This is a genomic window from Shewanella sp. 10B, assembly GCF_023475885.1.
GTDB classification, from domain to species: Bacteria; Pseudomonadota; Gammaproteobacteria; order Enterobacterales; family Shewanellaceae; genus Shewanella; species Shewanella mangrovisoli.
Map to the genome: position 1 here is coordinate 1 of NZ_JAMDJO010000015.1, position 18145 is coordinate 18145.

Sequence of the window (18145 nt, forward strand, 5' to 3'; positions counted from 1 at the left end):
AAACTGTACATATTGCTATGAACACTCATTCATTGATTTAAATTTTGATTACTCGCCAAACGGCAGAGTAATTTCGATTAACTCAACACCTGTGAGTGTCCACACAGATTTGCTTGATAAATTGTTAAAGAGCGTTGACCATCGCCTTATCGCAAGTGATTTCAGCGGGTCAGGGCTGCGTATTCTACGCATTCCCGTTTTTGCGTCAAGTAGTTTTTGCAACTTTCTTTTCGCTCATCGAGGAGTGAATCACTCGATGTACTGGCACTTGAAACTGCGTATAGCTGTCTGCCGTGTCAGTGGATGCGCATTATAGGCAGCAGAACTTTTTGTGCAAGGGCTTTTTTCGGTTCTTTAAATCGTACGTCGATATTTTAAACATCATGTCTATTTTTTATCTCTTTCTGCTTTGTTATTCGATTTAAAAGCGAATTTTTATCTGAGAAATGATAATTCACGCTCAATTTTTCGGCAGCGGTCTAGTGTAAAAGTAAATAATTCATTACCATATGACTTGCTGTTAACAGTTATTTATCATTTTCTATTTCATTCAGAGAGCATTTATATGCAAAAGTCATTTCTTATTGTTTTGGTTATTGCCATTCTCGGCGCAATCGCGCTATCTCAATTTGCAACTACATTACCTGCGTACATCGCTTTTGTTGCTGGCGTTATCATTACTACTCTCGTTTTTAAATTTGTCCCAGAGACAAACCAAGCTCAAGGTGCAGATGAGCAATATGTTGGCCCGACCATGACACTCTATGTAGGTAACCTGCCTTATCGTGTCCATGAGGGTGAAGTGAAGGTTCTGTTTGGTGAGTTCGGCCCCGTCAACTCAGTACGTTTAGTACGTGATCGTAAAACGGGTCGTCGTAAAGGGTTTGGCTTTGTGGAAATGTCCGAGGCGGGAGCTCAAAAGGCGATGGTCAAGTTGAACGATTTCAACTTCCAAGAAAGAACCTTAAAGGTTAGAGAAGCGAAGACTCAAGATTCGGAAGCTGCCGACCGTACAGGTACCGATGAGTAATCCGCGTTAATTTATCCGTTTGAGTTGATTGTGGTGATTCGCTCTAAAGTTGAAAAGCCACAATCGACTAACGTAGTCGCTAATCCCTCACTGATTTCCGCTTTAGTATAAAACGCCTGCATATGTGCATCGTAGTGCGCGTCTTCCTGAATGTGCTGCTCACTGTTAGTCTCAGCCAACAAAGTTTTGACTCGCTTGGCGATTGCCTCACCGGAATCGAGCAAGGTGACACCTTGGCCTAATACCTGTTGCAATTCATCACGCAGCATGGGGAAGTGAGTGCATCCAAGCACTAGTACATCTAAGTCCGCTTCGACGATGGGTGATAAAACCTGTGTTAACCGCGCCATGTCCAATTGACCAGTGGCAATCTTCTGCTCGGCCATCAGCACTAATTCGGAAGATCCGAACAGCTCAACGTGACAATCATCGGCAAATTGGCTGATTAACTCGTAGGTATAGTGGCGCTTGACCGTACCTGGGGTGGCGAGCAAGCCGATACGCTTACTCTTAGATAACTGCGCTGCGGGTTTAATGGCAGGGACAACACCCACAACAGGAATAGATAAGGTTGCACGCAGCGCTGGCAACACAACAGTACTGGCGGTATTGCAGGCAACGACAACAATCGCGGCATGGGTACGCTCGACGACTTGGTCGATAAGCGCAACACAACCTGAGACAAGTTCCTGCTCTTCCAATTCGCCATAGGGCAATCTGGCATTATCGAACAAATAGCAGTAATCGTGATGTGGGAGCAATTTGCGAATTTCGGCCAATACGGATAGACCGCCGATGCCAGAATCGAATACTAATATTGGTTGCGACAAGCCCGTCTCCAGTTAATTCGTTGTCCCATTCGCGAGCGGATTCTCCCACAGCTTAACTCAAACCGCAAAACCAAGATGCTGGACATTCGTGTCACCTAGTATAAAATTTGCGCCCCAATTTACAGCCACGGTGAATCGACAATGAACTTAGCAGCAATGGATCCCACGACCTATGATGCGCAACTAACTGCAAAGCGTATCAAGCTAGAGCAGGCCTTTGCCCAATTTGAGACACCGAGTGTTGAAGTGTTTGCCTCAGAACCTGCCCACTATCGGATGCGCGCCGAGTTTCGCGTATGGCACGAAGGCGACGATTTATACTATTACATGTTCGATAAAGTATTGAACGACAAAGTTCGTTGCGATCAATACTTACCCGCGAGTTCCTTAATCAATCAAATGATGGCGGCACTGATCGCCGAGTTAAAGCCGAACCACAGCCTACGTCATAAACTCTTCCAAGTTGATTTTTTATCAACGCTCAGTGGTGAGATTTTAGTGTCACTGCTATATCACAGACAGCTTGATGACCAATGGCGCAGCGAAGCCGCCGCACTTAAAGCCAGATTGAGCAGCCAATTTAAGGTCAACATCATTGGCCGTGCGCGCAAACAGAAAATCGATTTAGATAAAGACTTTGTGGTTGAGTCACTGCAAGTGAATGACAAAGTTTTCCATTACAAACAAATCGAAAACAGCTTTACCCAGCCAAATGCCAAGGTGGCAATCAAGATGCTGGAATGGGCTATTGACGTGACTCAACGCAGCCAAGGCGATTTACTGGAGCTTTACTGTGGTAATGGCAACTTCTCCATCGCGCTGGCACAAAACTTTAATCGCGTGCTCGCAACCGAGTTGGCTAAACCTTCAGTGGATGCTGCCCAGTACAATATCGAAGTCAACAATATCGATAATCTGCAGATTATCCGTATGTCGGCGGAAGAATTTAGCGATGCGATGGCGAAAAAGCGCAGCTTTAGACGCTTAGAAGGCATAGATCTGGATAGCTATGTCTGCAACACCATTTTTGTCGACCCACCACGAGCAGGTATCGACCCTGCCACATTGGAGTTAGTGCAAGGTTATGAGCGGATCCTGTATATCTCTTGTAATCCCGACACCCTGAAAGACAATTTGCAGCAATTAAATCAGACCCATAAAGTCACTCGTTTTGCCCTGTTCGATCAGTTCCCATATACCGACCATATGGAAACAGGTGTACTGCTTGAGCGTCGTTAGGCGACTCTATGTACCTAAAAATAAAGGAGCCATTGGCTCCTTTATTTTTGGACTAAATCACAATCTTACTTAACGATGCTCGACCTTATGTTGTAAGGCTTCGGCGCCCTTCGCCACCATACGTAATTGCATCACCAATTGATCGGCGAGCACTTTACGATCGGCCCGCTTCATATCCAGCGCCGACGCTCCGGCGTTAAACACTAAGGTCACTAAGGCTTCTGCCTGTGCTCTGGCCAGCATAGGCGTGCGGCCCGCTGTCGCTTCGGTGTAATGGGCCAGTTCAGAGATAAAATGCTCAATCTCACGGGCTACTGCGGCGCGGAAGGCCGCCGAGGTACCTGAGCGTTCATGCAGTAAGATTCTGAAAACGTTTGGATTAGAATCAAGCACTTCCATAAAGGTATCCACAGAAATGCGGATCACACTGCCCCCGGCTTCGGCACGTTGCCGCCCCTTTCGCATCATCTGTCTTAAGGTGAGCCCGCCTTCGTCGACCATGGTCAACCCAAGCTCATTCATATCCTTAAAATGACGATAAAAGGATGTGGGCGCAATGTTGGCTTCCCTCGCCACCTCACGCAAGCTTAAGCTAGAGAAACTTCGCTCAGCACTGAGCTGGTTAAACGCCGCATCGACCAATGCCCGCCGAGTTTTCTCTTTTTGCTGTGCACGAATACCCATTCTTCAATCCGCTAACTGAATGTAATGACGCGATAATACCGCTTTTGCGTCTGAAACACAGCCCCATCAACCTTGACCAAACAAGATTGCTAGGCTAAATTAGCTTACAGTTGTACGCTCAAATACGGATATTGGAAACTATAATGAATAAACCCCCTATCATCTGGCTAAATGTCATCCTCTTTAGCCTCACCTTCCTCAGTGCAGTTATCCTCGTTCCTTGGTATGGTCTAACCCAGGGTTATGGCGCCAGCGAATGGATTGCTTTTGTGGTGTTAGCCTTTGCAAGTGGTCTGTCGATCACCGCGGGTTACCATAGACTCTGGTCACACAAGGCCTATAAAGCTCACCCTGCGGTACGTTTCCTCTACGCGCTTGGCGGTGCATTAGCATTACAAAACAGTGCATTACATTGGGCATCCGATCATCGCGTGCACCATAAGCATGTCGATGATAATGATAAAGACCCCTACTCGGCTAACATGGGTTTCTGGTACAGCCATATAGGTTGGATGCTGCGCGAATACCAAGCCCAGCGTTACCATGACTACCAAAACGTGCGTGATTTGCAGAACGACCGTATCGTGATGTGGCAACACAAGCACTATCTCGCCCTCGTCATTCTGATGAACATTGGTTTGCCTGCGCTACTCGGCTGGTTCACTGGCAATATCGCCGGCATGTTGCTGATGGCGGGATTACTGCGCTTAGTCGTTGTGCATCATTGCACCTTCTTCATCAACTCCCTCGCCCATGTGTGGGGTAGCCAACCTTATACCGATAAAAACACCGCCCGTGACAACGGTTTTCTGGCGATGTTGACGTACGGTGAGGGTTACCATAATTTTCACCATATCTTCGAAAACGATTACCGTAACGGCATTAAGTGGTGGCATTACGATCCGACTAAGTGGCTGATTAAGGCGTTATCTTGGGTTGGCTTAGCCAAAGACCTGCGCACCAGTCCACAGGAGCGGATAGAGAGCGCACGCCTGCAGATGCAACTGCTACACACCAGAAACAAAGTGCTAAACTTGCCAAATGCTGATGAAATTATTGAAAAAATTCAGCAAGAGTATGAGTTGATGAAACAACATTTACTCGAATATTACCAAGCCCAAAAGACACTGTTAGATGCCAAACGCAAGCAACTGGTCGATCAACAGTTGTTGCAGCAAGTCGAAGAGTTGAAGATACGATTCCTGACTCAGCAAAAAAGCTGGAAGAGCCTAACGGCAAGTTATAGCTAGAGCACAATTCTCGGTAAAAATCATACGGCCGCCTTGCATGGTGGCCGTATCCTATTATGATGATGCCTCAATCACTTTTTACAGGATGTAGGGCTCATGTCGAATTCCACTGTATCTTCCGCCGATAGCATTAAACTCACAGAATATAGCCATGGTGCTGGCTGCGGCTGTAAAATTTCCCCTAAAGTACTGACCACCATTCTTGCCTCACAGCTGCCTGTATTTACCGATCCTAACCTGTTGGTCGGCAATCAAAGCCGTGATGATGCAGCCGTTTACAAGCTCAATGATGAAATCGGCATTATCAGTACCACCGACTTTTTTATGCCAATCGTAGATGACCCCTTTACCTTTGGCCGTATCGCCGCAACCAATGCTATTAGCGATATCTATGCCATGGGCGGTACGCCCATGATGGCGATTGCGATTTTAGGCTGGCCAGTGAACAAACTCCCCGCCGAGATCGCGCAACAAGTGGTTGATGGTGGCCGTCAAGCCTGCATGGAAGCTGGGATAATGTTGGCCGGTGGTCATAGTATCGATGCGCCTGAACCAATCTTTGGCCTTGCGGTCACAGGGCAAATCGCCCTGACGGATTTAAAACAAAACGATACCGCAAAAGCGGGTGATCGCTTGTATCTCACTAAACCTATCGGAATTGGCATTCTCACTACTGCACAAAAGCAGAAGAAACTGAAAGATGAAGATAGCCAAATTGCAGTCAATGCCATGTGCCAGCTCAATAGCATAGGTGCCAAAATCGCTAAGATTAAAGGCGTGAACGCCCTCACCGATGTCACAGGTTTTGGGCTTGCAGGCCATCTATTAGAAGTGTGTCAAGGTGCCAAACTCACTGCCAAACTTGACCTCGATGCCGTGCCACTCTTGCCCCGCGCCCTCGACTATCTAGCGCAAGGCTGTATTCCTGGTGGCACCCACCGTAACTACGACAGTTATGGCGAACACTTGCCCACACTTACCGATCATCAAAAAGCCATTTTGTGTGACCCACAAACCAGTGGCGGCTTGTTAGTGGCGGTGTCGAGTGAGGCCGAAACGGAACTGGTGGCGCTACTTAATGCCCATCAAATTGAGCCTATCTGTATTGGTTCGTTAGAAACGCCCACCTCCACCGCCACTGTGGTGCTGTGTTAATGACAGCTAAGCTCATCCCCGCCCAGCAATATCGCGATATCTTTATCGCTGGGCAGCCATTAATCGACTTAAGGGCGCCAATCGAGTTTGACCGCGGCGCTTTTCCTTCCTCGGTAAATCTGCCGTTAATGGTTGATAAGGAACGGGAAAAGGTCGGCACTTGCTATAAAGCGCAAGGACAGCAAGCCGCGATAGCCCTGGGCCATTCCCTCGTGCATGGCGCGGTAAAACAGCAGCGTATTGATGCTTGGTTAAACTTTTTAGCAGCAAACCCCGAAGCTTACCTTTACTGCTTTCGCGGCGGGCTACGCTCACAATTAACTCAGCAATGGCTGCAAGAGGCAGGCGTTACCGCGCCTTATGTACAGGGCGGCTACAAAGGCATGCGCCAATATTTAATTGGTGTGATTGAGGCTGCGCCAAGTCGGCAACCTTTGCTAAGCCTGAGTGGCATGACGGGAAGCGGTAAAACCGATTTTTTAAGACTGCGTAAAGAAGCAATCGATCTCGAAGACATTGCCAATCACAGAGGCTCGAGCTTTGGTAAAAACATCGACCCACAACCGACACAAATTAACTTTGAAAATCAGCTCGCCATCGCCCTGCTTCGGCATCAATTAGACAACCACGCCTGTTTATTGCTCGAGGATGAAAGCTTTTTGATTGGCCGCTCGGCGCTGCCGCAAAGCTTTTATAGCGCAATGCAGACGGCCGATATTGTTGTACTCGAAGAAGACGATGACATCAGGCTCACTCGCTTACTCGATGAATACGTTCACAAAATGCATCGAGGATTTAGCGAGCGTCTCGGCTTAGAGGCAGGTTTCGAAGCCTTTAGCCACTACCTATTACAGAGTCTTGGTAGCATTCGCAAACGTCTTGGCGGTAAACAATATCAAGAGTTGCAAGACATGATGCAACAAGCGCTGTCGCAGCAACTCAATCAAAACCAAACCTCACAACATTTAGTCTGGATAAGCCTGCTACTACACAAGTATTACGACCCCATGTACGAATACCAGTTGCAGAAAAAAGCCGGCAATATTCTGTTTAGGGGAAATCACCATGCCATGCATGAGTGGCTGGATAACTATTAATAAAAATAGAAAATACACCGCCGCACAATAGCGTACAGCGGTGCTTTTCCTGCAAAACTAATACGTTGAAATAGTGATATCTTCGTAGTCGTAATTGTCAAATTTAGTCGAACGTATAGAATTAGTGCTGCGGCTAGACTTACTCAGCTCAGAGCGTAAATCATATAAATCAGCCATACCACTATAACCCCATACATAGAAACTCATCGATGTCATCGACGAATCATCAAAGGCCGCTTGTAGGTGCGCAGGCAAATCTAAATCAGGAATAGAACCCTTCAGCGGGCCTGAAATAGACCAGTAATCATTGCTTTGCGATAAGGTTACCTGCACCCCTTGCATACGATTAGCGTTGAAACTGAAGTCATAATTTGCACTTCCTGCATTACCAATTGTACTCATTAAGCGTGTAACTTCACTTAGCATTAGATTTTCATTTAATGGTAAATTTAAGCTTAAGTTATTTGAAGCATCTGCAACGGCTCTCCGAGTTAATCCGACATAACTCATAGTTCCAATATCATTTCCACCGAGATCGATTTGTTGTGATGCAGACACGAGATTGCGATTAAAAAGCTCGGGGAATAGCTGAACTTCTCTTGTAGGCCATGAAATCCAATTTTGGCGACCGTATTCTGTTTCAGAATAACTACGTAAAAAATAGTTACTGCTATTCACATCTACATTGAGCAAAGTACCCTCATGACTCGCCCCTTCAAACATACTGCTTGAAAGTGAAATAACTTGCGATAAATCAAGCTCATTGGGATCTATACTAGCTGCATAAGCAGCAATACCACCCTGCTTAGGAATTAATATAAAGTTCATCGGCGCGAATTTATTGTCACGCTTACACACATGCAATGGATTATTGGTGAGTGCTGGATTGATATAAGCATTATTACCATAAAGATAGTAGTTACTATAAACAGTAGCTATCTCGCTTGTATCTAAATTGATATCGCTACAGTCACAACCACTATTTAAATTTTCATCGGTAAATCGATATATACCATAATCACTGGCTTTAGCATTTAAATCTGTCTGGATCCGCCAAGAAGAGCTACCATTCACAAACTCTTGTGCCGCGACCGTTAAATGTGATGCTTCACTAGGCCAAGGGACATCGACATGTCCCTGCGCATCACTCTTATAAGAGTTCAAAATACTACCGTCACGTCGATGAACAATCACATCAACACCTGCTTTCTTTTCTCTTATATTACACATTGACGCTGTGCTCTCGACATCCATTGTTAGTCGAGGTGATGTAGGATTTCCTCCATCTGAGTTTGAATCACCAGACCCTCCACACCCACTTAGCACAAGTACCAAAGCGCCTATATAGCATCCCTTTTTCATGACCAAACTCCAACACTTAAATTGTTATTTATATGTAACTTTTTAACCAATGGATTACACCATATCTCAATTTCGTAAAGCAAGTAGGTTTGCAACTTGCTGCCGTAGATTTGCGCGGCTAGTGGACGCTCCCAGAATAGGGCCATCAATATCCACCGATACCTTGGACCAGAAGCGTTTCGGCATAGTAGTCAATGCATGGCCGTCCTTATGACTAAAGTAAGAACCCCACAGACCATTGAGCGCCATAGGGATCACGGGCACGGGATCGCGGGCCAAGATTTTATCGATACCGGGACGAAACTCGCCGAGTTCACCATCGGGGGTTAAACGACCTTCGGGGAAAATACACACCAATTCGCCATCCGCTAACGCCTCATGAATCGATTCAAAGGCTTGATTGTAAGTTGCCTCACTCTGACGCGGCGAACAAATCGGGATTACTCCTGCATGGCGGAACAGGTATTTCAGCACTGGGATTTCACTGATAGATTTATCCATCACGAAACGAATCGGCCGGGTCGAGGCTCCCATAATGATCAACGCATCCACATAGCTCACATGGTTACAGACTATGATGCCAGCGCCTTCTTTAGGGATCTTTTCTCGCCCAGTCACAGTCACCCGATACATCACATGGCTGAGTAAGTAACTGATAAATCGTTGTGTAAACTCAGGCACCTGCGAATACACGTAAAGCGCAACCACAAAGTTCATCACCGCCAGCAGCAGGAACAACTGTGGAATACTCCAGCCAGCCACTCCAAGCAGCAGCATAGACAACAACGCCGACGCCACCATAAAGAGCGAGTTCATAATGTTATTCGCGGCAATCGCTTGCGCACATTCTCCCTTAACGGAGCGCGCTTGAATAAAGGCATACAGAGGCACGATAAACAGACCTCCGCTGACCCCAATCATAAAGAAGTCCAACATCACTCGGTAATGTTTCGGCTCGGCAATAAAGGAGTGTAAGCCATAAACAAACTGCGCATCCGCAGGTGCTGGCGGAATCGCCCAGAGCAAGTCCACACCAAACACAGTTAACCCGAGCACCCCAAAGGGCAGCAAGCCTAACTCCACATGGCCAAAGGAAAAACGCTCACAAACAAAGGAGCCCACCGCAATCCCGATAGAGAACATCCCCAGCAGCAGCGACACCACAGTCGCGCCAGAGTGCAGGTGCAACTTGGCAAAGTTAGGGAATTGGGTCAGATATGTCGCCCCCAAAAACCAGAACCAGCTAATGGCGAGGATGGCCATCCAAATCGAAGGCGTTTGACGCGCCTTCTTTATGGTGCGCCAAGTGCCTGATAATGGGCGAAATTGGATTTTCTGAACTGTACCCTGTGGTGGTAAAGCTGGGATCGCGCGGCTAGATAAATACCCCGCCAAGGCAAGGGCTGCGACTGTGATGGCAGACCATAGGGTGGCATTGTTTTCAGACACAAAAATCCCGGCACTCAAGGTACCAATCAAGATAGACAAAAACGTCCCCATCTCAACCCAGGCATTGCCCGTGACTAACTCATCTTCTTTTAAGGCTTGAGGTAAGAGGGAATACTTGACCGGGCCAAAATAGGCTGACTGACTACCGGTTAAAAACAGCAGTAATAACATCATCATGTAATTTTCGCTCACGATGGCCGCGGCGGCACTGAACATAATGATGACTTCGAGCAGTTTTAAGCGACGGATAAGTTTGGCCTTATCCATATTATCGGCCACCACACCTGCATGGGCCGAAAACAGGAAAAACGGCAGGATAAATACCCCAGCAGCCAAATTGACAAACATGTCGACACTAATTGGTAAATCATTGACTTGGCTGAAGGTGACCAGCAGCAACAACACATTTTTATAGATATTGTCGTTAAGTGCCCCAAGGCATTGAGTAGCAAAATACGGTAAAAAACGTTTTGTTAGCAGCATGACTCTTCCCTCTTATCACCCATTCCCTGTAAATACCCTGTCACATGACTCTCTAGCAAAGCGGGTAAAGATGCCGTATCGGCAAACAATTTATTATCCAGCGATAAGGCGGTGAGGCCGTGGATGCCGCCCCAGAGTACTCGGCTCATTTGGAGTTGCTGTGCAGCAGTCTTATTGGGGAACAATAGGGCTAACTCACGTTCAATTAAACTAAATAAACCCGCGATAAGTTGGCCTTGGGATTCGGGCAAAGGTTCTGAGTCGAGTAGCTGCAGTTCAAATACCAACTTAAAACATTGGCGCTGTGCATGGGCAAACTCAGCGTATTTTTGCGCCATGCTAATGATTTGATTGCGACTATTCTCTGCATTGACCTCGGAGAGCTGACGCATCAGCTCCTGCAACGTTGCCTCAGAAACGGCTAATAGAAGGTAGTTATAGCTACCAAAGATATTGATTAAGGTACTCGGCACATAGCCAATCTGGCTAGCAATCTTGCGTAAACTCAGTTCTTGTGTCCCTTGCTGTTGCAGCAATGCCATTGCCGCTTCTATTGCCATAGCACGAATCTCATCATGACTATGTTCTTTGCGTCTCGCCATAGGTCTCACTCCCTGTTGAATGCTGTGAGATTAACAGCCTAAAAAATAAAAAACAACGTTCAAAATAAGTTTGTTTTGCGTACAGCATGAAATAAAAGGCATAAAAATGAGGGAAGAAGGGCTAACTTTGAGGCAATCACTCGATGGGAACCTTGGAAGGAATTTAACTTTCAACGCATAAAAAAATGGCGCCCTCAATCGAGGGCGCCATTTCGAGGTTGAACTTTTACCTAGCAGCAGTGATAACTCATCACCACCCTGTCGGCCCCGGCGCCAAAATAGTCCGCTTCGAAGGCGGTATCGACAAACCCTAAACGCTGATACAACCCATGGGCAGGATTATGGGGATCGACGGTTAAATCCACCCGCTTAACCTGAGACGGTAGTTGGGTTAAACATTGCTGGATTAATTGTTTACCAATACCTTGGCCGCGGACTTGCTCACTCACTGCTACGGATAGAATCCACATACAGGCAGGGTCGCTACTTTGAGCGCAGAGCAAATAGCCTAACAGCTCCCCGCCATCATCTACGGCAACCAGAAACTGCTCGGGCCAACAATCAAACCCTTGGCGGAAGAAAAAATCGGGATAACAATGATCGCCAAAGATAGCCTGCTCGAGTTGAAAAACATCGGCTAACTCTGACTTTAATACTGGACGGATAGACTGCATGTAAAACTATTCACCGATTAAAATTTTATCCCACTCTAAATTGGGCGCACCAACAACAATAAAGTTAGGATTTTCAAGCGTCTCACGCTCGTTATAGGTTAAAGGTTGCAGTTCGGTATCCATGAGCTGGCCACCTGCTTCCTCAATAATGATCTGCGCGGCGCCGGTATCCCACTCCCCCGTCGGCCCGACTCGCACATAGCAATCGGCGCGTCCTTCGGCAACCAGACAACTCTTCAGGGCCGCACCGCCCATGACCACCAGCTCACAGTGCTTAGGCTGATTAAACAGGGTCAACACGGATTGGGGATCCTGACGACGACTCACAGCTAACCTAAGAGAAACTTGCTCACGGTGCTGAATTTGCCGACTACTGATGCGCACTTCCTGCTTATCGGTGCGTTTATAGGCACCTAAGCCCGCAATGGCGTAGTAGCAAACCTGCGTCATCGGCACATACACAACACCCATTACCGGACGATTGTGCTCCACCAGCGCGATGATCACCGAAAAGTCACCACTGCCCGCAATAAACTCCCCCGTGCCATCGAGAGGATCGACTAACCAATAACGTTTCCAGCCTTCGCGCACGCTTAGGGGAATATCGGCAGCCTCTTCGGACAGGATAGGAATATCGGGCGTCAATGCGGCTAAGCGTTCACAGATCAGCTTATTTGCCGCTAAGTCCGCCGAGGTGACAGGGGTATTATCAGACTTGGTTTCTCGTTCAAAATTACCCTTGAGGTAAATCTCACGAATAGTGCGACCCGCATCCGTTGCTATCGCAATCACCTCGTCGATTAACTCTTCTGGCTTCATAACCACTCCAATCGCAAACTTCGCGAATGATTTACAAGCACTCAGTTGCTGAACGCTTTAACGAAAAAGATTATTTAAGTTGTAGGTGTTTCTGCGCTAAAAACAATGCGCTCACACTTCGAGATTCGGAAAAATCGCTATTATCGAGTAACGCTTCCCACTCGGCCAACGCCCAAGGCACCACATCTATGGGTTCTGGCTCATCGCCTTCGAGGCGGCTTTCATATAAATCTTCTGCGATGAAAATTTGCATCTTGCTAGAGAAATAACCTGGCGCAAGGCTAAGTTCTTTCAACAATGTCAGCTTACGCGCCCCAAAACCGATTTCTTCCTGCAATTCTCGATTGGCCGCTTCGATAGCTTGCTCACCTGGGTCTATTAATCCCTTAGGAAAACCTAGCTCGTAATTGTCGGTGCCAGCGGCATATTCACGGGCTAACAGCATGTTGCCTTGATGAATGGGCACCACCATCACAGCGCCACGACTACCACCTTTCATCCGCTCATACTGGCGCTCAACACCATTAGAGAATTTAAGATGGACCTGTTCAATTTGAAACAAGCGGCTCTTAGCGACAACTTCGGTATGTAAGATTTCCGGCTTATGGTGCCGCTGCGACATAACTGCCCCTGGATAAAAATAGCAACAAACTAACTAGGATAAGTGACAATCTTACTATCCTGTCTTTAATCTACAACCTGAATTTAGTGCGGCTATTCCAAAGACCACCATCCAAGCCATGGGATTTAAATCACATACTCAGCCAAGACAAAGGAGAAACGGTTAAAACTTTTCGCTTTTTACCGCGAAAACTCACCAACAAAAAAGGGGCTAAGCCCCTTTTTATGTCGACATCATTTAAAACTGATAGCGCAAATTGAGCTGATAACTCAATAGGTCATTCGGCTCGATATCTATGTATTGATAACCTAACCCCACGGACCAAGCATCACTGAATTGGTAACTAAAACGCACTCCCGCATACCAATCAGTGCCATCCAAGTCGGTCTTGATCCTGGTATTGCCCATGGTACTGCTGATATCGGCTTGCCAATGGAACAAGCCAACGGGTACTTCAAAGCGCCAACCTTGATGCTGCAGCAGGGTAAATCTCAGGCCCAACATGACCCCATCGGCAAGCACAGGGGTGACGGTTTTCACCAACTCATGGTATTGCTCCGGCGTTAAGGTTGAGCCCTTAATTCTCGCGCTGCCTTCACCAAAGTCGGCATAGCCCAGTTCTAACGCTACGGTCGGCGTCCACTGATAACCCAGACTCACCCCAAATGCGGTATCCGAGTCATCGACGTTGAGGAGCTGTCCTTCTCCAACTTGGACGTTCAACTCAGGCAGGGTTTTATCGGCCTGCGCTTGGCCGATAAAACCCTCAACATACCAGTCTGTTGCCTGCGCCTGTTGCGTCACACTGAGCAATAACAGGCTGCCTAAAGCAAATCGCTGTAACTCTCGGCGGCGCAACATGGCGCACGCTAAGATGAATGCCAACGCCCATAAGGTCATACTGCCTCCTCCTGACTTATTATCGATAATGACCTCTTGATAGGCTTTCACTGTGATAAGCACTTGCCCCGTCGCTTCACCACCTTGGCCGTCGCTAATCCTATAGGTCACAGTATCCACGCCATCGAATCCTGTTTTAGGGATATAGCGCAGTTTATTCGCTTCGATAGTCACAGTGCCTTGTTGAGCCGTCGCACTTAACAGGGTCAACGTATTACCATCCACATCTGTGTCATTACTCAGCACGTCGATAAGCAAGCTGGTGCGATCATCGGTGGCGGCGCTGTCATCGACAGTCACAGGGGCTGTGTTGCCATTCACCACTATCGTCAACTCACTACTTGCCGTACCGCCCTTGCCATCGGTAATGCTATACACCAACACATCGGTACCGATGAAGTCTGCCGCCGGCATGTAACTGAGCCGTTGATCCGCTAACACTGTGACAGTGCCAAACTCACTAATCACTTGAGTGACGCTCAAACTATCCCCATCGCTATCCGTATCGTTGGCAAGCACGTTCACATCGACACTCTGGTTCCAGGCAATTGCTGCCGAGTCAGGATTGGCGACAGGCAAGTGGTTACCATTGAGCATCACAGCCACGCCACTTGGGTCGACAATAGTACGGTTAGCCACACCATCATCATCGTTAGGGCCACCGTCTTCGATGGTTAACTGCACACACCAATGGCCTTCGGTTAATCCCGGCGTCCAACGGCTATCCCCCGGTGGCGGGCAGAAACCACGCTCACCTTCGGTACTGGCAACAGTGTTGTTTGCATCAATAACAAAGTCTCGCCAGCCCGCTTGAGCATTGAACTTGCGGTAGACGGCATTCGCGGGAACGGGTGAGCGTTGTGGCAATACCAAGCTATAGCTTTGGCCCTGTTGAGGTAGACCCGTGGCGATAAAGTCGAAAATACCGCCAACATTGGCTGCTAAAGCATCTTCAGCCACGACTTCAGGTTGCAGCTGCATGCCACTCTGTCCACGTCTTAGGGCAATGTTCCCCAAACGTAAACAGACACCCGCCTGCCCTTCAGCCAAGAAGTACACTGGCTGTAATTCACCTTCAGGCATCACATTACAGTCGTTATTCGCGTCCAAATAATCAGGAATACCATCACGATCGCTGTCGCTATAGCCTTCTTGATCATCGGGAATTAAATCGCCATCCGTATCGGCACTCGTCAATGCGACTAAACTTGGACGCACTACGATGTACACTGTTTCAGTACTCGACAGCACAGGCGAACCATCATCGGTCACCGTCAGGCTCACAGGATAAATCCCCGGTGACACCGCGGCTGGAGAGAATGCCATGCCTGTCGCATCCGCTTGCAAACTTAGCGCGCCGCTTGCCCACGTCAGCGTCAATGTATCTTGCTCATTGGCATCGGATGCTGTGGCACGGATATGCACATCACCGCCATTTTGCGCGACAATGACTTGCTGCTGGCCAGCTTGAGCCACAGCCAAACTGACCTGTGGTGCAATATTAGCTTCGGTAATCACAACTTGGGTCTGCTGCTTACTACCAAGATTCAAGCTTGGATCTAGGCTGATAAGCGCCTCTTCATCCCCTTCGCTCACACCATCGTTCAGGGTAGTAAAGTGGATTTCTGCCATTTGTCCTGCGGCTATCTCCACTACGCCATCAACCAAATCATGGTCGCTACTGTCTGCCGTTCCTGACACTGTGTAAGGAATACTCAGCGGATAACTCGGTGCCTCACCATTGAGATGAACACTCACAGTCACTTGGTTACCTTCGGCAACAACTTGATCTTTGCTCAGTGAAATCAATGGATTGACTTTAACCTTCTGCGCTTTAATCGCCTTGTTGCCCTCGCTGTCTACTGCCTGCCAATAGGCTAAGTAGTTGCCAGGGGCGAAGAACAAGCTCTTATTCACCAGCGACACTGGTAATGGATGGCCATTACGGTCAACCGCCTTGGCAAAACCGAGTTTCACCCGCGTAAACAGGCCAGTCGCATTCACCTCAACATCATCAGGGAGGGTGATCACGGGTTGATTCGCTGAATCAGCGCCTTCAATCAGCACATTCACTTTGGCGGTTGCTCGGCCTTTGTTGCCATCGCTAATGGTATAACGCAGTGCAACTGGCCCCACATAAGCCTCGGGCGCGGTAAAGCTGAGTCCATCAGCAGTGATTTGCACACTGCCAATATCCGCAGCGGCACCATCTATGCTTAAGGCGTCGCCATCGACATCCACATCGTTTGCCAGCACCGCCAGCGAATAGGTGTCATTGGGAGTACTGGTTAAGGTATAGCTGTCATCGACAGCTTGAGGATCATCGTTCACAGGCGTAACCGTAATGGTGACTGTGGCGGGCTCAGAGCTTAACTCTGCATCCTTGGCAATAAAGCCAATAGAGTCTGTACCATTAAAATCCTTCTCAGGCATGTAGAGCCAGACACTACCATGCTGCTCTAAGGTACCAGAGGCTGGTTGCGCGGTGATCTCATAGGTCAGAGGATCATTGTCGGCATCCTCACCCGCAAGCGTGATCATCAGCGAACTGTCTTCCTCTAATGTCACAGACTGATTGGAAGCGACAGGTGCATCATTAACGTTTGCCACCACAATGGTAAAGCTCTGCTCTGCCGTCAGGCCATCTGTGTCTGTTGCCCGTAGTACCACCGCATGGCTACCCACGTTCGCGTTAGTTGGCGTACCACTGAGCACGCCCGTCGCTGCATTGAAGCTCAGCCAGCTTGGCAGTGTAACGGCGCTTAAGGTCACACTGTCGCCCACATCGCTATCCGTCGCGACCAAGGTATAGCTATAGGCTGCATCTTGGGTGGCACTGGTTAACGCCGTCGAACTGATGGTCGGTGCATCATTAACGTTTGCCACCACAATGGTAAAGCTCTGCTCTGCCGTCAGGCCATCTGTGTCTGTTGCCCGTAGTACTACCGCATGGCTACCCACGTTAGCATTGCTTGGGGTACCACTCAGCACGCCTGTCGCTGCATTGAAGCTCAACCAGCTTGGCAGTGTGACGGCACTTAAGGTGACACTGTCGCCCACATCGCTGTCGCTTGCGACCAAGGTGTAGCTATAGGCCGCATCCTGAGTCGCACTCGTTAACGCCGTCGAACTGATAGTCGGTGCATCATTAACGTTTGCCACCACAATCGTAAAGCTCTGGTCTGCGGTTAAGCCATCTACATCCGTAGCACGTAGCACCACCGCATGACTGCCCACGTTAGCGTTGCTTGGGGTACCACTCAGGACACCTGTGGCCACATTAAAGCTGAGCCAGCTTGACAGTGTGACGGCACTTAAGGTGACACTGTCGCCCACATCGCTGTCGCTTGCGACCAAGGTGTAGCTATAGGCCGCATCTTGGGTAGCACTCGTGATTGCCGTTGAACTGATAGTCGGCGCATCGTTAACGTTCGCCACGACAATAGTAAAGCTCTGGTCTGAGGTTAAGCCATCCACATCCGTGGCGCGTAACAGTACCGCATGACTACCCACGTTAGCGTTACTTGGGGTACCACTGAGCACGCCTGTCGCCGCATTGAAGCTCAGCCAGCTTGGGAGTGTGACTGCGCTTAAGGTGATACTGTCGCCTACATCGCTGTCTGTTGCGACCAAGGTGTAGCTATAGGCCGCATCTTGACTCGCACTCGTTAACGCCGTTGAACTGATGGTCGGTGCATCGTTGACGTTTACCACCACTATCGTAAAGCTCTGGTCAATCGTCAGACCATCCCCGTCCGTGGCGCGTAGCAATACCGCATGGCTACCCACGTTAGCGTTAGTTGGGGTACCACTGAGCACGCCCGTCGCCGCATTAAAACTCAGCCAGCTTGGGAGTGTGACTGCGCTTAAGGTGATACTGTCGCCTACATCGCTGTCTGTTGCGACCAAGGTGTAGCTATAGGCCGCATCTTGACTCGCACTCGTTAAC

General features: G+C 48.4%; 14 protein-coding genes. 5 read left to right on the top strand and 9 right to left on the bottom strand.

What is annotated here, in order from left to right:
• The first annotated feature begins 565 nt into the window (after positions 1–565).
• The gene (locus tag M0415_RS21095) at positions 566–1030 is read left to right on the top strand and encodes an RNA-binding protein (RefSeq protein ID WP_011715450.1); all 465 of its coding nucleotides are present in this window, start codon (positions 566–568) and stop codon (positions 1028–1030) included.
• An 11-nt stretch (positions 1031–1041) separates the two neighbouring features.
• On the opposite strand, the gene murI is transcribed toward M0415_RS21095, so the two are convergent.
• Complete coding sequence (gene murI / locus M0415_RS21100; protein WP_249553010.1) at positions 1042–1860, bottom strand: glutamate racemase; 819 nt, start codon at positions 1858–1860, stop codon at positions 1042–1044.
• A 141-nt stretch (positions 1861–2001) separates the two neighbouring features.
• Here murI and trmA point away from each other — a divergent pair, with 141 nt between their 5' ends.
• A complete protein-coding gene (trmA, locus tag M0415_RS21105; protein WP_249553008.1) occupies positions 2002–3099 on the top strand; it encodes a tRNA (uridine(54)-C5)-methyltransferase TrmA in 1098 nt (365 codons plus the stop codon).
• A gap of 69 nt (positions 3100–3168) precedes the next feature.
• On the opposite strand, the gene fabR is transcribed toward trmA, so the two are convergent.
• Entirely contained in the window at positions 3169–3783 is a 615-nt protein-coding gene (fabR, locus tag M0415_RS21110; protein WP_011070594.1) for an HTH-type transcriptional repressor FabR, read from the bottom strand.
• A 143-nt stretch (positions 3784–3926) separates the two neighbouring features.
• On the opposite strand from fabR, the gene M0415_RS21115 reads away from it, so the two are divergent.
• The 3 genes from M0415_RS21115 (at position 3927) to mnmH (ending at position 7285) form a co-directional block, all read left to right on the top strand.
• Positions 3927–5033 carry an acyl-CoA desaturase gene (locus M0415_RS21115; protein ID WP_249553006.1) on the top strand — a complete coding sequence of 369 codons (1107 nt, stop codon included), beginning with the start codon at positions 3927–3929 and terminating at the stop codon, positions 5031–5033.
• A gap of 96 nt (positions 5034–5129) precedes the next feature.
• Positions 5130–6188 (top strand): selenide, water dikinase SelD, encoded by a 1059-nt coding sequence (gene selD / locus M0415_RS21120; protein ID WP_249553004.1) that lies wholly within the window; start codon positions 5130–5132, stop codon positions 6186–6188.
• The gene (gene mnmH, locus M0415_RS21125; RefSeq protein ID WP_249553002.1) at positions 6188–7285 is read left to right on the top strand and encodes a tRNA 2-selenouridine(34) synthase MnmH; all 1098 of its coding nucleotides are present in this window, start codon (positions 6188–6190) and stop codon (positions 7283–7285) included. The genes selD and mnmH overlap by 1 nt, the downstream gene beginning before the upstream one ends.
• Positions 7286–7342: 57 nt before the next feature.
• On the opposite strand, the gene M0415_RS21130 is transcribed toward mnmH, so the two are convergent.
• The 7 genes from M0415_RS21130 to M0415_RS21160 form a co-directional block, all read right to left on the bottom strand.
• Entirely contained in the window at positions 7343–8647 is a 1305-nt protein-coding gene (locus M0415_RS21130) for a hypothetical protein (RefSeq protein ID WP_249552999.1), read from the bottom strand.
• Positions 8648–8713: 66 nt separating this feature from the next.
• The gene (locus M0415_RS21135; protein ID WP_249552996.1) at positions 8714–10579 is read right to left on the bottom strand and encodes an MFS transporter; all 1866 of its coding nucleotides are present in this window, start codon (positions 10577–10579) and stop codon (positions 8714–8716) included.
• Entirely contained in the window at positions 10570–11181 is a 612-nt protein-coding gene (locus M0415_RS21140; RefSeq protein ID WP_249552993.1) for a TetR/AcrR family transcriptional regulator, read from the bottom strand. The genes M0415_RS21135 and M0415_RS21140 overlap by 10 nt, the downstream gene beginning before the upstream one ends.
• A 230-nt stretch (positions 11182–11411) precedes the next feature.
• The gene (locus M0415_RS21145) at positions 11412–11855 is read right to left on the bottom strand and encodes a GNAT family N-acetyltransferase (protein WP_249552991.1); all 444 of its coding nucleotides are present in this window, start codon (positions 11853–11855) and stop codon (positions 11412–11414) included.
• A 6-nt stretch (positions 11856–11861) separates the two neighbouring features.
• Positions 11862–12674, bottom strand: a complete 813-nt coding sequence (gene cysQ / locus M0415_RS21150) for a 3'(2'),5'-bisphosphate nucleotidase CysQ (protein WP_011621003.1) — start codon at positions 12672–12674, stop codon at positions 11862–11864.
• A gap of 70 nt (positions 12675–12744) precedes the next feature.
• Positions 12745–13296: an ADP compounds hydrolase NudE gene (gene nudE, locus M0415_RS21155; protein WP_011621002.1), complete on the bottom strand. Its 552-nt coding sequence runs from the start codon at positions 13294–13296 to the stop codon at positions 12745–12747.
• A gap of 237 nt (positions 13297–13533) precedes the next feature.
• A partial coding sequence (locus tag M0415_RS21160) for an Ig-like domain-containing protein (RefSeq protein ID WP_249560532.1) occupies positions 13534–18145 on the bottom strand: 4612 nt, incomplete at its 5' end.

Excerpts from the sequence above, each read along its gene's own strand:
- M0415_RS21095 (WP_011715450.1), top strand. The coding sequence starts at position 566 with ATGCAAAAGTCATTTCTTATTGTTTTGGTTATTGCCATTCTCGGCGCA.
- trmA (WP_249553008.1), top strand. The coding sequence starts at position 2,002 with ATGAACTTAGCAGCAATGGATCCCACGACCTATGATGCGCAACTAACT.
- fabR (WP_011070594.1), bottom strand. The coding sequence starts at position 3,783 with ATGGGTATTCGTGCACAGCAAAAAGAGAAAACTCGGCGGGCATTGGTC.
- M0415_RS21115 (WP_249553006.1), top strand. The coding sequence starts at position 3,927 with ATGAATAAACCCCCTATCATCTGGCTAAATGTCATCCTCTTTAGCCTC.
- selD (WP_249553004.1), top strand. The coding sequence starts at position 5,130 with ATGTCGAATTCCACTGTATCTTCCGCCGATAGCATTAAACTCACAGAA.
- mnmH (WP_249553002.1), top strand. The coding sequence starts at position 6,188 with ATGACAGCTAAGCTCATCCCCGCCCAGCAATATCGCGATATCTTTATC.
- M0415_RS21130 (WP_249552999.1), bottom strand. The coding sequence starts at position 8,647 with ATGAAAAAGGGATGCTATATAGGCGCTTTGGTACTTGTGCTAAGTGGG.
- M0415_RS21135 (WP_249552996.1), bottom strand. The coding sequence starts at position 10,579 with ATGCTGCTAACAAAACGTTTTTTACCGTATTTTGCTACTCAATGCCTT.
- M0415_RS21140 (WP_249552993.1), bottom strand. The coding sequence starts at position 11,181 with ATGGCGAGACGCAAAGAACATAGTCATGATGAGATTCGTGCTATGGCA.
- M0415_RS21145 (WP_249552991.1), bottom strand. The coding sequence starts at position 11,855 with ATGCAGTCTATCCGTCCAGTATTAAAGTCAGAGTTAGCCGATGTTTTT.
- cysQ (WP_011621003.1), bottom strand. The coding sequence starts at position 12,674 with ATGAAGCCAGAAGAGTTAATCGACGAGGTGATTGCGATAGCAACGGAT.
- nudE (WP_011621002.1), bottom strand. The coding sequence starts at position 13,296 with ATGTCGCAGCGGCACCATAAGCCGGAAATCTTACATACCGAAGTTGTC.